The following is a 15,595-nucleotide window of genomic DNA, read 5'->3' as shown; positions in this document are numbered from 1 at the left end:
AAGGCAGAGCGTGTTCAAAAAATTTATCCGTATATTTGGAGAGATGTGGCAGATGGCTCATTCATCACATAAAAGCCTCATTGACAGTCCTGCCGACCCTCATCGCACAAAAGCATGGTCGGCTCCCGGCACACCGGCCTGTTCCGGCATCGACACCTACCGCGTCTCACCGTGAGATGCCTTTCAGACACCTATAAACACACAAGTCATGGATATGCCCACCGTCATTCACAAGACACTCCTGAAACTATCCTGCACGATGCTGTTTCTCATTATGGCATCACCCACAAGCCACGGCCAAGAAAAATTCTGGCATCTGCAAATCATCGAAACGCCCAATTATGTCATCAAGGGTGTCATGCAGGACAGTGTGGGACTGATATGGCTGGGGACAAACGAGGGACTGTTCCGGTACGACGGGAACAACATCAAGGCTTATTATCCGACCGAAACCGTATCGCCACATATCTCAAAATTCAACCGCGTCGACCGGATACAAGAATATACCACGCACGACATCGTGTGCCAGCAACGCAATATCCTATTCCTGTTCGACAGGGAAAACGAGAGATTCGAGGAGCTCCCCGAAGAATTAAAATGGATAAAAGACGTGAGGGATTACAAACGCCCGGTTCCTGTTCACAACGACCCGTGGAAGGAAATCATCGCCTCTCTCGATTGCCCCGAGGTAGACCGCATCTACATGCACCACTACGACCGCGACAGCAACCTGTGGGTGGGAACCAGCAAAGGATTGTGGCTCATCACGCAACGTCTTTCTTTTTTTGAGAACGTCGACCAAAAAGCCGAAGTGGTTTCATTCTTCCGGGACAACTACAACCGCATCTGGTCCGTATCGACCGACGGCCGACTGAGAATCCACGATACCGGCATGAACCTGCTGGGCTACCTCTCGGCCGACGGCAACATCGTAAGAGAGGACGTGCAGTTCCCCTATCCTATCCGCTCCATCAAGCATGACCGTTTCGGCCAAATCCTGATGGCCGGCAGGGATTGCGGCGTGGTGCTCCTGCGACCGAAAGACCAAGGGAACAACTTCGACATTCAGTTGTTGAAGCCCGATGCCACCGACCCCCATTGCCCCGAATTGGAGAATGTTTATGAAATATACATCGACCGGGTTGAGCCGGGTACAAGGCGACTTGCCCGACTATGTGCAGAACTTTCTGGAACTGCGGGATAGCGGCATGATCATCTCATCGGCCAACGGATTGTATATATGCAACACCGACTTCGAAGATTTCAGCAGCCTCCGCTTCCGCCATTACACACAGGACGACAACGACGAGGCATCGCTTCCTCAAAACAACATCTTCGGCATGACCCAAAGCGATAACGGGACCGTTGTCCTCTCATGCGGAGGCCAGTTGTGCGAGATTGAAGGAACCGACTTTTTCTCCGAGGCCCTACGTTTCAAAACGGTCGACACGAAACTGATTACTCCGACTGTCGCCGCCCTCTATAACGACACCGACGGCCTAGTGTGGGGTGTTACCGACCGCTCGATATTCAGTTACGACCCCGAGACAAAAAATCTGTGCCACTACCCACCTCTGTACGAAAAAGAGATGAGGCACTTCTCGTTCAACCCCTTCTTCAAGTTGAACGACACTTGTCTCATGAAAGGGTGCCGCGAGGGCTGGATACAATTCGACCCACACAAAGTATTCAAAAAGAGCCATTCAGCCCCCATTTACATTTCCCATATTCAGCCGGTCAAGAGCCGGCATTCCATCACGGTCGATATGGATACCCTCATTACGTTGAATGCCGAACAAAGAGAATTTACCATACATTTCTCGGTTCTCGATTATAACCGCACATCGCCGATATGGTATGCCTATCGCATCGTAGGGAATGACCGCAACTGGATTTACACCTCCCAAAGCCATACCAATCCATATGTCGATTTACCGGCCGGAACATACACGTTCGCCATACGCTCGACAAACGGAGACGGACAATGGGTCGACAACGAACACCATCTGCATATCAAGATTCTGCCATATTGGTACGAAAAAACAGGCATACGCTGGTGCATGGCCATTCTTTTCCTTCTGTTACTGGTCGGTATCGGTTGGCTTATCGACCGATACATCAAGAAACAGACGCAAAAAGCCATGGAAAAACTCCGTGCGCTGCAACAAGAAGTAAGCGCTCCCGATACCGCTCCGGCGGCAATCAACCACCAGTTGCCCGAACCCGCCATAACCGACAAGAACGACACGTTCAGTCGCAAACTGCTGGCTTACTTGGACACACACATCAACGACAGCGAACTCAAAGTCGATGACTTGGCATTGCATTTGGGCATGAATCGGAAACTCCTCGTAAAAAAAATGAAACAGCTTTTCAACTGCACGCCGATAGACTTCATCATTGCCACACGCATCACGCGGGCCCTTCAATACATGCAGAAAGACAAGGAGATGAGCATCTCCGAAATCGCTTATTGCTCGGGATTCAACGACCCGCGTTATTTCAGCCGCTGCTTCAAGAAGCACACCGGGAAATCTCCGCGTGAATACCTCAATGATATGCATAAGGAAAAATAACCGGGAAGCGACCTTCCGCTTAGATACGAGAATCCCATTTTCTTGCATATATAAAAGGTGGGTAAATCATGTTTACCCGCCTTTCCCATAAAAACTCCTCATCAAAGAGTCATGAAATCATTCATACACCACTTTACTTTTGTATGAATTTTTTCCCTTTCTGTATATAGATGCGATTAGGTTCGACTTGGAAGACCCTGCGTCCCATTATATCATATATGGGTTCATCATTCGTCAACACTTCATCATTTTCAACACATTCTATCGCGGAGCCTTCGGTCTCACCCGAGAGGAGCATATCGGCCACATACAAGAAATAAGTATTGATGTCGGCATCGCCAGAAGCCTGGGCCGGGGTCATCGTCCGGCCGGCCGAAACATCGGCAATCACACGCAACCAAACTACCTCTTTGCCTTCCAGAGCCGAAGGCAGTTGGGCATCGAGCGGGAACCAAAGAGCCTGTCCCATCATATCGGGATTCTGAGAATCGGCCGCCTCTTCTATCGTAGCTGAGGTAAGGGTGGTCCACAGAACGCCATCGAGAGAATATTCCAAATTGATTTTATCGGAGCAATATCCGTCGGTACCTACCACAGCATGGAATTTCACCGAGGAGAGACCTACGGTCGGGAACTTCACATAGATATATCCGGGTGTCGAAGTGGTATCGAGCATTCCCGAACTTTCTCTGATAGCGAAACAGTTGCGAAGGTCCAAAACGCGGGAAGAGAATTTATTGGTGCGGGTATTCACATAGTCCATGTCGGTACCGTCGTTGCTGGCATAATTCAATACATATTCGCCTTCGCCGGTGACATAATTGGCTGCCAACGGAGATGTAAGGACGGCATTGTTCTGGGTAAGTTGGTCGAGATTCCATGCAGCCAAATAATCGGTTTCGGTGAAACGGGCCGTTATCGACAAATCGCCTTCCAAGGTAATGGTGCGTTGCGCTTCGGTATTGCCGTCGCTCCAACCTTCAAACGTATTCAGGCCGTTGCAATCGGCGGTAAGTTTTATTTCATCACCGACAAAATACTGATCTTTCACCGGGTCAACAATCACTTTGGCCGACTGGGACCCCTCGACACTGCAAGAGAACGAGGCTTTCACTTTCTGGGCATCGGTGTACCAGCTTTCGGGGGCCTACACAAGCGCCCTCCACACCGGCCGTGTAGAGATAATGACCGTTCCATATCGAAAAGTCACCGCTTTCACACGACGCGAAGTCGCTCCATTCGAGATGAGCCTCGGCCATCGTCATATTGTCGGAGATACCCAGCACTTCACCGGTCGCTTCGTCATAATTGAGCCAAGCGCCCTCGCCTTCTGCATCGAGTTGCATGCCCGACGTCCAGGGCTGGAAATTCTCCATCACGTTGTTAGAAGCATAAACCGAACCATACGAGCCGCTGAATATGCGGGGCTGTGTGCCTTCGGGCAGAGCTTTGTTCCACTCGTTTTCCCAACTGGGGTACAGGATAATGTTATTATTGATGTAATACTCCGACAACATACCGGCACATTGTCCGAATTGCAACAAAGGTATCGTCTGCGCATTGGCCACAAAGACATCGTTGTTTTCAAAAGTAAATATCAGATTCATTTTGCTGGTCTCATCGGGGACACGCGTCAAGGCAAAGATGGCTTTTATATTGGGCAAATTATAAAAGGTGTTATTGACGATGACAGCCTCGACGATGCTTTGGGAGAAGCGGAACATCTCCTGTTCACCGTCGGCATTGTGGATAGAACAGTTCGTTACCTCGAAGTAATTGATGTTTCCTCCGGGGCAGATCGACCGGTAAGGCCAACGGCCGAACTCCAATATGTCACAGTTGCGGAAAGCCAAAGTGTCGATATAAGTGGGAGCAGTACGGCTCGCCACAATTTCACCGGTTCCCGTACTGCGGCGGGAAAGCGTAAGGTCTTATACTCATAAAAATGGGTCGGTATCTCGGCCATGGACGCCCAACCTATGTCGGTGGGAAGAATCTCCATGACGGTGTTGAGGAAATAGCAACGCGGCTCATTCTGCCAGGGACGTCCGAGCGAATAACTTTTATCGGGTGTCGTCTCGGCATAGGTACCGGGTTTTACGGTGCAATCCCGGAATACATAGCCCCACTCGGTAGAGACCTCGTGACCGGGTGCCGCGATGACGGCATCGCCCTCGATGAGCAAATCGGTGTGATAGAAATAGTTATCACCTCCGCCGCAGATAAAATCTACGGTCCCGTGTATGGTACAATCTTCGTGACAAGCCCGGGTACCGGTCACATAGGTATCTTGTCCGCCTATCTATTCGACGTTTTTCAATATGGACTTGTTACCTCCGCTGTAAGCGACATACACGCCGCGGAAATTGCCTTTACGGAGAGATTCGGCATTTTCTATCGTGAGATCCTGCATATAGAGTTGCTCACTCTCATTGTTGATGGTCGATGATGTTTTTATGCCATCGAGACCGTCATTGTAGATGCGTACGCCCGATTTGCTCTGTCCAATCATCGAGATGTTATACCCTTTGACTGCCGTTTGTACCTGCCCCATGTAATAATCGCCGTTCAGGAGCAAGATGCGTTTGCGAGGCGATTCGGCCGAGGTATTGCTTTGAGCGATTTCACTGAGAGCGGCATTCAACTCATCGACATTGGCCACGATGTAATCGAAACGGCTCATCTCTACAACCGGCTTCTCACCGATGCTGAACCGTATGGTAATATCCTCATCATAGGTATTGCCGAAAATATCCGACACGGCAGCGGCCGGCAGGGTCAGGGTGTGGGTCGACCCATAAGGAAGTTCCCAATAATATCCGGTAACGGCCGTACCGTTGGAAACGGTTCGTATCGATTCGCCGTCGATTTGCATTCGGGCCCCTTCGTTCAAGGTTACCTCACGGTCGAACGAGAGGGTGAAACTGCCCGATGCGTCGAGAACCGCGTCCTCTTCGACAGAAGCACCGACATACTCGACGGCATCATCGTTCATCTGCGCATATTCAACGATAATACTTCCACATGCGAACTGGGCACATTTCTTGATTCGGAACAAAATGGGGGTTCCGGCCGTATGGTTTTGTATCGAAGCCGTAATGTTTTTCGCGGAAGTAATCTTCATGTCATCGGAGACGATAACCGTGGCACCTTCGGACTTGATATAATCCCATTCCGAATCGGTATTTGCCCCGGTCTCGGCATTGTAATAGTTGTCGCACGCATTTACGAATGTCAACTTGGTCACAATCGCATTCGCGGGGACACAAATGGCAAACTCACTGCCCGCAGCCATTTTATTTTAAAGCGGGAATCGGAATATACGGTATTCTCGCCCTTGATTTGGAAGGCAGGATTGAGGTCGGAAACTCTGACATACTTATATTTGGGGTCACCCGTCAAGTCGACCGTCGTTCCATCGCCGGGAGCAAACGTAAAGGAAAATCCGCCTTGGGTCTTGAAATGGTCGACAACCTTCTCGGCCACTTCGGAATCTTCGAAGTTGAACACCCGTGCCGTGGCAATCGCTTTTATCGTGCAGTTGCCGGAAATCATGAAGCGACCCGTGTAGCGGTTCGACGAGGGGGTAGGTTCGGTACCGTCGAGCGTATAATATATGATGGCATTTTCGGTATCGGACGTCAGGGTTATCGTATCGGAGACATGGCCTTCCTCCACATATATCGAAGGAGTAGCGACGACTTTCTTATCGGCCACAGACGTCAGTTCGATGTAATTGATTACCTCACCCCACAAGTCGATTGTAAGAGCCACGGTATCTCCGGCCTTGTAATCAAGCAGCTTGAAAGCAACGGTCTGATTCTCTTCGGAGAGATAGAGCGAATCGGCGGCCGTCGTCCGGGTCGTTTCGTGCGAAGTGATGACATAAGGTATTTTGCAGTTACCATAGACAGGAGCTCCGACAAATCGTATCTCATCGATAGTAAAATCGGCCGGTACCGAGATTTTATAATCGGCATTGAACCCCATCTTCAAGCCCCAAATGCCATTCATCGACTGTATGGTCGGTGCGGGCGATATGGCTACCGTCCCGTCGGTATAAACCCCGTCTTGCACCGAACCGGTGGCAGCATCACCGCCTTCGACACGGAGCACGGTTCCTTGTGCCGGCTCACCAGGCACAAAATTTATGGTATAAGTCGCCACCAACTTGTCGGTACCATTATCTATCAATTGCACTTCGGCCTTCATCGTGTCGCCGGTAGGTTGCACGATTTCCACGCGGCCCTTGTCATCGGCCGTCGCAGCAATTTCGGGGAACGAGGTGGTACCATAGGGCAACTCCACCGTGCAACTGTTGTCGACAAGACGGTCGAAACAAGAGACTCCACCTACCGTCAAATCGGTAAGTTGCGTATATTCAATAGGGTCTTCGTCGGCAACCTTGCCTTGCAACATGAAGGAGACAGGCAAATGGGTCTTGACCGAGCCATACCACTGGTAGCTATACAGCAAAAGGCGATAAGTTCCTTCGGTAAGGAGGAGTCCGCTTTCCGACAAATCCACATCGAGATTCTTGATGGCCTCTTTGTCTTGCGGGGTCTCTCCTATCTTATACAACTCTTCGCCATTGGCGTCTTGCAACACGACCTTGTAAACGATACGGCCTCCGCCAAGCACTATCGACGAATAGAAGCGGGTCGGTTCCAGCGTTACGCCGGCGGGAATGGTCATCGTAAAGCCGAAATAGTCGGTATCGAGATAACCTCACTCGGCTTCTTCCAAGACGCCATAGTATTTATAGGCCGTCTGTCCGTTGGAAGTCGAATATTCCACCCCGTCGATTGTGTACTTAAACACTCCGGTCAGCGGTTGTATGCGGCCACTCTCAAAACTCTCTATCCAATTTAAGGAAATCTTTTCATAACTCGACTCCAACGCGAAGTCTGAAAACAGTCCGCTCGACGCATCTTTTGTGCGTTCGAAGCCGAACGAATCGTCAACAGCCCGAGCTGTTGTTGCTGTCGTCGCAATGAGCAGGACAGCCAAAAAGTTTTTCAGAATATTTTTCATCACTATATGATTTAAGGTTCTTTTTTCGCGTCAAGGTATCTGTGTAAATTCCCTTCTTTCCACCTTCAAATTTACCGATGCGCAATCTGTATCATGCTTCTCTCGCCAATATTTCCCGTGGAAGAATCTGCGATAAAAGTAGATTTTCACACCTGAAATGATGTGGATTCTATGGTAAAATCTCGTGGATTTTTTGTCCGGACGGGAAAATCCCCTAAAATCATACACATTGGGGCCAATTGTTCTCACAAGGGAGCAATCGGCCACATGAAAAAACGAGGAGACCCGTTTCCCGGTGTCTCCTCGTTTTTTATTATAAAGGAATAAATCTCTATCGGCGAATATGTATCTGAATGGCTTTTTCGACAGGCTTTTCACTGACAAATATCAGATAGCCGCCGCCTCCCGCTCCACTCAATTTCCAACCCAGGACAGAGTCTTTGTGACGATCTATCTCGACTTGAATATCGTCATACATCATGTGGGGAAACATGGCAATCTGGGCTTCAAAGGCTTTTCGCACCTGTTCGCCAAAGGCTTTGGCATCACGGGCATGAATGGCGTCCCAACAAGCATGGGCGGCATCGCTCAGTGCTTTGGCGTTTTCGGGATTGACCTGTGTATCGGCCAGGACGTCGTAGGAAGCCCGCCGGGGATAGAGCGGATAGAGCCAAAGACGCTCTTCTATCCATTTCAAGAGTTCGGGGTCGGTATTGCCATCGATTTTCTCGGGCCAATAACCGCCATTGTATTCGAACTTGTTCAGCCCCGGCATGACAATGCCCAACGAGTCTTGCGACCCGCTTACATATTTTGTTCCGGGGGGATTCTCAAAGCAGAAGAGTGTCTTGGCCAGTTTTTCCTTATCGCCTTCGGGAATATCGGTCTGCCACAACTCTATGGCTTTTTTACGGGAAGATGTAGACATGCCGCTTCGGTCGTTGAATTCATATTCGGGTTCAATCGATATGGTCAATACCGGACCTGGATAGCAACTGCTCACAAAGGGCTGGTCGAGCCAACCGCCGGCAAGGTCGATGCGGTAAGGTATGCGGCACTCACGACGCAGCATGGTCGTGGAGCGCGTGGGCAATCCGCTATGGGGAAGCCGGGTACTCACCATGTATTCGATTCCCAATTCCTTACATAGCTGTTCTTTCAACGGCGTAGCGCCATCGGAATTGACAAAGAAGATATCGGGCTTCAACTCCCGCAACTCTTTCTCGAAATCGAGCAGACCGCTACCGCTGTTTATCCACGCATCTTTGACCACGCGCAGCGCCTTTACCATATAAAGGCGTTCGGCTTCGGTATTGATGGTTTTACGGGCTTTCAACTCGAATATCGTCTTATCCGAACCGATGCCGACGTAGAGGTCTCCGTGCGACGCCGCCTCAGTAAAGAAAGCTACATGACCGCTATGGAGCATGTCATAGCACCCCGAAACAAAGACTTTTTTCTTTTCCATTCTTAAATATATTTTTTCGATTCATAATTTAGAATACTCTTTTATGTGTTGCTCATCTTGCAACCGGCAGATGAGCAAGGTTCCATCTTTCTCGGCCACGATATAACCGTCGAGTCCCTGCACGACAACCCGTTTTCCCGACGGGACATGCACAATGCAATTACGGGAATCGACCAACCTCGCGCCATCGCCGACACAGGCATTGTCGGAATCATCATGCGGCAACAGCGTGTGAAGGGAGCCCCAGGTACCCAAGTCGGACCAACCGAAATCGGCCGGGAAGACATACATGTCGGCCGCTTTTTCCATAATGGCGTAATCGACCGATATATTTTCGCAAAGCGGGAAATTTTCATCGACAGCCGCCTGTTCGCCCGATGTGTAGAATTGCGGAGAAAGGCGGTCGAATATATCGGCCACTCCGGGACAATAAGAACGGTATGCCCTTTCGAGCGTCGCAGCGCTCCACAAGAAAAGACCCGAGTTCCAGAAATAATTTCCGGCGGCGACATATTGGCGCGCAACTTCAAGGGAGGGCTTTTCCCGGAACGAATCGACGGGAAGTATCTCCTCTCCTGCCGGCATGTCGCCATTGCGCGCAGCAATATACCCGTACCCGGTTTCAGGCCGACTGGGTTTCATGCCCAACGTGAGTATGGCAGGGCGACGGGTGACGAAATCGAGTGATCGGGCTATCACCCGCTGGAATTCGGACACGTTGGTCACCACATGGTCCGACGGCGTAACGACAATGGCGGCGTCGGGATTTTTCGTCTTTATCTTCCAACCGGCATAAGCGATGCAGGGGGCTGTGTTACGCATGCAGGGTTCGAGCAAGATATTCGACGGCGGCACTCCGGGAAGTTGTTCCCGAACCAAATTTTCATACCGCTTCGACGTCACCACCCACATGTTCTCGGGAGATACGAGCGATGCGAAACGGTCGGCCGTAAGTTGTATCAGGGTACGGCCACAACCGGTAATATCGATAAACTGCTTGGGAACCTCGGGGGTACTCATCGGCCAAAAACGGCTGCCGATGCCTCCGGCCATAATGACGAGATGTGCCTCTACTGCCATTGTCTATGACTGTTTTTATATAATGTGGGCTAAGATAGGACTTTCTTTTCTTTCAAACAAACAAAGTCAGGAAAAAGAGACTTCTTGAAAGGCCGTATTCAACAAAATAGTGCGATTGTTGTTCTATATTACGAATAGGATTCAAACGAAAACGCGCCGTAATGTACTTATTTTAAAGACATAAACACACTTGCGTGTCATATATTCGGGCAAGGCCGAAGAGAAAAAAATCGGCATCGTATGATTTATTGCACAAAATGCCCTATATTTGTGCAGTTTTTTTCGATATCAATCATCAAATGACCCCGACCGAAGTCGCCCTCAAAGAAAAAGAGGCTGCCATACTCTCCTCATTCAACGGCATATTTCCCACCATCGACGCTTTTTATGCTACTTGTTACCTCATCGTGCGCAACGGACACGAGTGGGAACAGGAAAAGTCGGAAATGTGGGAACGGAAATGCGAGACCGTCGCCTGGTTCCGGCACAAAATCGAGCAGGTGCTCACCGCACACCAACTGCCCGGTGAGGATATTGTCGCCGATATTGCCAGTGATTATTTCGAGGATTATGCTCATTATATCGACCGAGCCTTCGATATGCAAAATGAGGAATACATAAACTACATCAAGCAACTGCAACTTATCTAAAAACACTCTGACAATCGAACAAAATGGACAAAAGTTTCAACGCATATATCGAGAACTCCATTCGTGAAAACTGGGAACTGACGGCACTTAGCGACTTCAAGGGTGTGTCTTACAATTATAAAGACATTGCCCGCAAGATAGAAAAAATGCACATCTTGATGGAAGCTGCCGGTGTAAAGAAAGGCGACAAGATTGCCATCTGCGGCCGCAACTCCTCCCACTGGGCCGTCGCCTTCTTCGCCACCCTCACCTACGGAGCGGTGGTCGTACCCATACTGCACGAATTCAAGCCCGACAACATACACCACATCGTAAACCACTCCGAGTCGAAACTCCTTTTCGTGGGCGACGTCGTGTATGAAAACATCGACAAGAGCAAAATGCCCGGTCTTACCGGCATCATTCTCATCAACGATTTCTCGGTACTGCACAGCCAAAGCAAGAAACTCATCGATGCCAGAGAACACCTCAACCAATATTTCGGCGACAAATACCCCGAGCGTTTCCGTCGTGAAGACGTCTCCTACCACAAAGATTCGCCCGATGAACTGGCTCTCATCAACTACACATCGGGGTCGACCGGATTCTCAAAAGGCGTGATGCTCCCCTACCGCAGCTTGTGGACCAACCTGAAATTCTGTTATGACAACATGACCTACATCAATCCCGGCGACCAAGTGGTGTCGATGTTGCCCATGGCCCACATGTACGGACTCATGGTCGAGCTGTGCAACTGCTTTGCCAAAGGCTGCCACATACATTTCCTTACCCGCATACCATCGCCGAAAATCATCATGGACGCTTTTGCCGAAGTGAAGCCACGCGTCGTCATCTCGGTACCGCTCATTATCGAGAAAATCGTCCGCGGCAAGGTATTCCCCCTGTTAGAGAAACCGCTCATGCAACTCATGATGAAAATCCCGTTTCTCAACACCCAACTGCAACAACAGATTCGCGCCAAACTCGAAGAGGCATTCGGCGGGAATATGCAAGAAATCATCATCGGTGGAGCTGCTCTCAACCACGAAATCGAATTGTTCCTGCACAAAATCGGATTCCCCTTTACAATCGGTTACGGCATGACCGAATGTGCCCCCCTCATCTCCTATTCCCCGTGGCAGAAAGCCCGTCTGGGCTCCTGCGGAAAGGTCATCGACCGCACCGAAGCCCGCATCGACTCGGCCGACCCCTTGAACATCGTCGGGGAACTCCACGTCAAAGGCGACAGCGTGATGCTGGGCTATTATAAAAACCAAGAAGCCACCGATGCCGTTTTGAAAGACGGCTGGCTCAACACCGGCGACTTGGCCGTTCTCGACAAGGACAACTACATCTACCTCAAAGGTCGCAGCAAGAGCATGATTTTGGGTCCCTCGGGACAAAACATCTACCCCGAGGAAATAGAGGCCCGCATCAACAACTTACCCTATGTAAACGAGTCGATTGTCATCGAGCAGAACGGGAAACTCGTCGCCCTCATCTACCCCGATTTCGAGAACGCTGAAAAACAGGGATTGGCTTCGAGTATCGAAGAATTGATGGAAGAGAACCGCATCGCAGTAAACAAAAGCCTGCCGGGATACAGCCAAATCACCAAAATCAAACTCTTCTATGAAGAATTTGAAAAAACGCCCAAACGCAGTATCAAACGCTATCTCTACCAGAATGCCTGATGCGTATTGACAGACAACAAAAATGGAGGACGCCCGCACGGACGTCCTCCATTTTATTTTCAAGGAATCCCTTCTCTACAACGGAGGCAAGCCCAATTTCTCGCGAAGGAAGCGCCCGGTATATGACCCGGCACAAGCCGCTACCTCCTCAGGCGTACCGCAACAGACCAAATGACCGCCGGCATCGCCCCCTTCGGGTCCCATGTCGATGATGTGGTCGGCACACTTGATAACCTCCATATTATGCTCGACAATGACCACCGTATGTCCGTTGGCAATAAGAGCATCGAATGCGGCCATCAGGGTTTTGATGTCATGTATATGCAACCCGGTCGTCGGCTCGTCAAAGACAAAGATGGTAGGCTCCTGTTTCTCGTTGCTCAGGAAATAGGCCAGTTTCACCCGTTGGTTTTCACCGCCGGAGAGGGTCGATGAGGTCTGCCCCATCTTGATGTACCCCAAGCCCACGTCCTGCAAGGGTTTGAGCCGGCGGACGATTTTTTTCTCGGTCGAACCTCCGGCCTCGGAGAAAAACTCCACAGCCTGGTTGACCGTCATGTCGAGCACATCGGCGATATTTTTCCCGCGGTATTCCACTTCGAGAATATCGGGCTTGAAACGTTTTCCGTGACAAGACTCACAAGGGAGAACAAGGTCGGCCATGAATTGCATTTCGACCGTGATGGTACCATCGCCTTTACATTCTTCACAACGGCCACCCTCGACATTGAACGAAAAATAGGCGGGCGAGAAGCCCATCTGCTTGGCGGCCTGCTGCTCGGCAAAGAGCTTGCGTATCTCGTCGAAGGCTTTCAGATAGGTCGCCGGATTGGAACGGGAAGAGTGCCCGATGGGATTTTGGTCGACAAACTCGATGTGCTTCATCAGCGACACATCGCCCGACAAACGTCCATAAGTGCCCGGCATCTCGCCTTCTTCGTCGTAACAACGGGCCAAGGAACGGTAAAAGACATCACGCACCAACGAAGATTTGCCCGAGCCGCTCACACCGGTCACAACCGTCATGGCATAGAGCGGGAAACGCACATTGATATTTTTCAGGTTATTATGCACGGCTCCTTCGATCTCGATATAGTTATGCCACAAACGCCGGTGTGCCGGTACGGGAATTGTCTCCTGGCCGGTAAGGTACTTGGCCGTATAGCTATGCTCGGCCTTTTCGAGGCCGTCAAAAGTTCCTTGATAGACAACCTCCCCGCCCAGGCGTCCGGCCTGCGGGCCGATGTCGATGATGTAGTCGGCCGCCCGAATGATGTCTTCATCGTGTTCGACGATAATCACCGTGTTGCCCAACTGTTGCAAACGCCGCAACACCCGCACGAGCAATGCCGTGTCGCGCGAATGCAATCCGATGCTCGGCTCGTCGAGTATATAAAGCGAACCGACCAAGCTGCTGCCCAAAGAGGTAGCCAGGTTGATGCGCTGACTCTCACCGCCGGAGAGCGTCGATGAGAGACGATTGAGCGTCAGATAGTCGAGCCCGACATCAGAAAGGAATTCGAGACGGTTGTTTATCTCGGTGAGCAAACGCTTGGCCACCGCGGCATCGTATGGGTCGAGTTGAAGTTCGCCAAAGAAGCGTCTCAACTCGCCGATGGACATCTCGACCAACTGTGAGATGGACTTGCCGCCGACTTTTACATACTGAGCCTCGGGCTTCAACCGGCCTCCATGACACTCGGGACAGGTCGTTTTCCCGCGATAGCGGGCCAACATGACCCGATACTGTATCTTATACTGGTTCTCTTCGACCATGCGGAAGAAATCGTTGATTCCATGGAACAGGGCATTCCCGTTCCAAAGAAGCGACTTCTGGGCTTCGGTCAGTTGATAATAGGGACGATGTATCGGGAAACGCGACGCCTCGGCCACACTTATCAGGGCCTTTTTCCATTCGCTCATCTTCTCCCCCTTCCAGCACACGACGGCATCGTCATAAACCGAAAGCGACTTATTGGGTATGACCAAATCTTCGTCGATACCGATAACTTTTCCGAATCCTTCACACTTGGGACAGGCTCCCACGGGACTGTTGAAGTTGAACATCAAATCGTTCGGCTCCTCAAACGTCATACCGTCGGCCTCAAAACGATTGGAGAAGGTGTGCGACTCGACCCCCGACGAGGTATAGAAGCGCAACAGGCACTCCCCATGGCCCTCATAAAAGGCGGTCTCGACAGAGTCGGAAAGACGGCTCACGGCATCGTTGGTGTGAGAAACGACCGTGCGGTCGATGAGCAAAAACAGTTCATCGTCGTGCCACGACGACTCGTCGCCTTGCAACAAGTCTTCAATGCGGACAATCTCTCCGTGATGTTCCATGCGGTTGTAACCGCCTTTGAGATAGACATCGAGTACCGTGCGGGCATCACGGTCGGCAGGGAACTTGACGGGGGTGAAAAGAGCCATGCGCGTACCATCGGGATAAGACTGGGCACACTCCACGACATCTTCGACCCGGTGTTTCTTCACCTCTTTTCCCGAGACGGGAGAATAGGTCTTCCCGATGCGGGCGAAGAGCATTCGCAGGTAATCGTAGATTTCGGACGAAGTACCCACCGTGGAACGGGGATTCCGGGTATTTACCTTCTGCTCGATGGCAATGGCGGGCGGTATGCCGCGGATATAATCGCACTCGGGCTTGCTCATGCGACCGAGGAACTGACGGGCATAGGCCGAAAGGCTCTCGACATAGCGGCGTTGTCCCTCGGCGTAGAGGGTATCGAATGCCAACGAAGACTTGCCCGAGCCCGAAAGGCCGGTAATGACAATCAGTTTATTACGGGGTATCTCCAAGTCAATATTTTTCAGATTATTGACCCGGGCGCCTTTAATCGATATGGTTTGTTCCGACATTTCTGCTCGCAATTATTCAGTTTGCAAAGATAGTGAAAGGCGAGAGCAGAGGCAAGGAGAAAACGAAGTTTTCATCATTGACTATGCCAAGCCGACTCCTGTCTTCTGAAAAGATAGTGAAAGGCGAGAGCAGAGGCAAGGAGAAAACGAAGTTTTCATCATTGACTATGCCGAGCCGACTCCTGTCTTCTGAAAAGATAGTGAAAGGCGAGAGCAGAGGCAAGGAGAAAACGAAGT

Annotated in this window: 12 protein-coding genes; 4 read left to right on the top strand and 8 right to left on the bottom strand. The window is 50.7% G+C overall.

Annotated elements, in window-relative coordinates:
- Positions 1–208: 208 nt before the first annotated feature.
- Positions 209–1,204 carry a hypothetical protein gene (locus IAD09_08640; GenBank protein HIT82286.1) on the top strand — a complete coding sequence of 332 codons (996 nt, stop codon included), beginning with the start codon at positions 209–211 and terminating at the stop codon, positions 1,202–1,204.
- Positions 1,122–2,576 carry an AraC family transcriptional regulator gene (locus tag IAD09_08635; protein HIT82285.1) on the top strand — a complete coding sequence of 485 codons (1,455 nt, stop codon included), beginning with the start codon at positions 1,122–1,124 and terminating at the stop codon, positions 2,574–2,576. The genes IAD09_08640 and IAD09_08635 overlap by 83 nt, the downstream gene beginning before the upstream one ends.
- 133 nt (positions 2,577–2,709) lie before the next feature.
- On the opposite strand, the gene IAD09_08630 is transcribed toward IAD09_08635, so the two are convergent.
- The 7 genes from IAD09_08630 to IAD09_08600 all read right to left on the bottom strand — a co-directional run bounded on the left by IAD09_08630 (position 2,710) and on the right by IAD09_08600 (position 10,158).
- On the bottom strand, positions 2,710–3,627 hold the full coding sequence (locus IAD09_08630) for a hypothetical protein (GenBank protein HIT82284.1): 918 nt from the start codon (positions 3,625–3,627) through the stop codon (positions 2,710–2,712).
- A 711-nt stretch (positions 3,628–4,338) separates the two neighbouring features.
- A complete protein-coding gene (locus tag IAD09_08625) occupies positions 4,339–4,857 on the bottom strand; it encodes a hypothetical protein (protein HIT82283.1) in 519 nt (172 codons plus the stop codon).
- A gap of 21 nt (positions 4,858–4,878) precedes the next feature.
- Entirely contained in the window at positions 4,879–5,871 is a 993-nt protein-coding gene (locus tag IAD09_08620; protein HIT82282.1) for a hypothetical protein, read from the bottom strand.
- Complete coding sequence (locus IAD09_08615) at positions 5,820–7,271, bottom strand: chitobiase/beta-hexosaminidase C-terminal domain-containing protein (GenBank protein ID HIT82281.1); 1,452 nt, start codon at positions 7,269–7,271, stop codon at positions 5,820–5,822. The genes IAD09_08620 and IAD09_08615 overlap by 52 nt, the downstream gene beginning before the upstream one ends.
- A gap of 33 nt (positions 7,272–7,304) precedes the next feature.
- Complete coding sequence (locus IAD09_08610; GenBank protein ID HIT82280.1) at positions 7,305–7,610, bottom strand: hypothetical protein; 306 nt, start codon at positions 7,608–7,610, stop codon at positions 7,305–7,307.
- Between the two features lie 331 nt (positions 7,611–7,941).
- Positions 7,942–9,078 (bottom strand): adenylyltransferase/cytidyltransferase family protein, encoded by a 1,137-nt coding sequence (locus IAD09_08605; protein ID HIT82279.1) that lies wholly within the window; start codon positions 9,076–9,078, stop codon positions 7,942–7,944.
- Between the two features lie 21 nt (positions 9,079–9,099).
- Positions 9,100–10,158, bottom strand: coding sequence for a mannose-1-phosphate guanylyltransferase (locus tag IAD09_08600; GenBank protein ID HIT82278.1), 1,059 nt, complete (start codon positions 10,156–10,158; stop codon positions 9,100–9,102).
- A 299-nt stretch (positions 10,159–10,457) separates the two neighbouring features.
- On the opposite strand from IAD09_08600, the gene IAD09_08595 reads away from it, so the two are divergent.
- Both IAD09_08595 and IAD09_08590 read left to right on the top strand, forming a co-directional pair.
- On the top strand, positions 10,458–10,808 hold the full coding sequence (locus IAD09_08595; GenBank protein HIT82277.1) for a hypothetical protein: 351 nt from the start codon (positions 10,458–10,460) through the stop codon (positions 10,806–10,808).
- 23 nt (positions 10,809–10,831) lie between these two features.
- Positions 10,832–12,481 (top strand): AMP-binding protein, encoded by a 1,650-nt coding sequence (locus IAD09_08590; protein HIT82276.1) that lies wholly within the window; start codon positions 10,832–10,834, stop codon positions 12,479–12,481.
- 75 nt (positions 12,482–12,556) lie between these two features.
- Here the strand turns inward: IAD09_08590 and uvrA are convergent, their stop codons facing one another.
- Entirely contained in the window at positions 12,557–15,358 is a 2,802-nt protein-coding gene (gene uvrA, locus IAD09_08585; GenBank protein HIT82275.1) for an excinuclease ABC subunit UvrA, read from the bottom strand.
- Positions 15,359–15,595 lie beyond the last annotated feature (237 nt).

The sequence above is a fragment of the Candidatus Caccoplasma merdavium genome (genome assembly GCA_018715595.1).
GTDB lineage: Bacteria > Bacteroidota > Bacteroidia > Bacteroidales > UBA11471 > Caccoplasma > Caccoplasma merdavium.
Note: the sequence above shows the minus strand (reverse complement) of the source record. Positions and strands in the feature narration are given on the sequence as shown.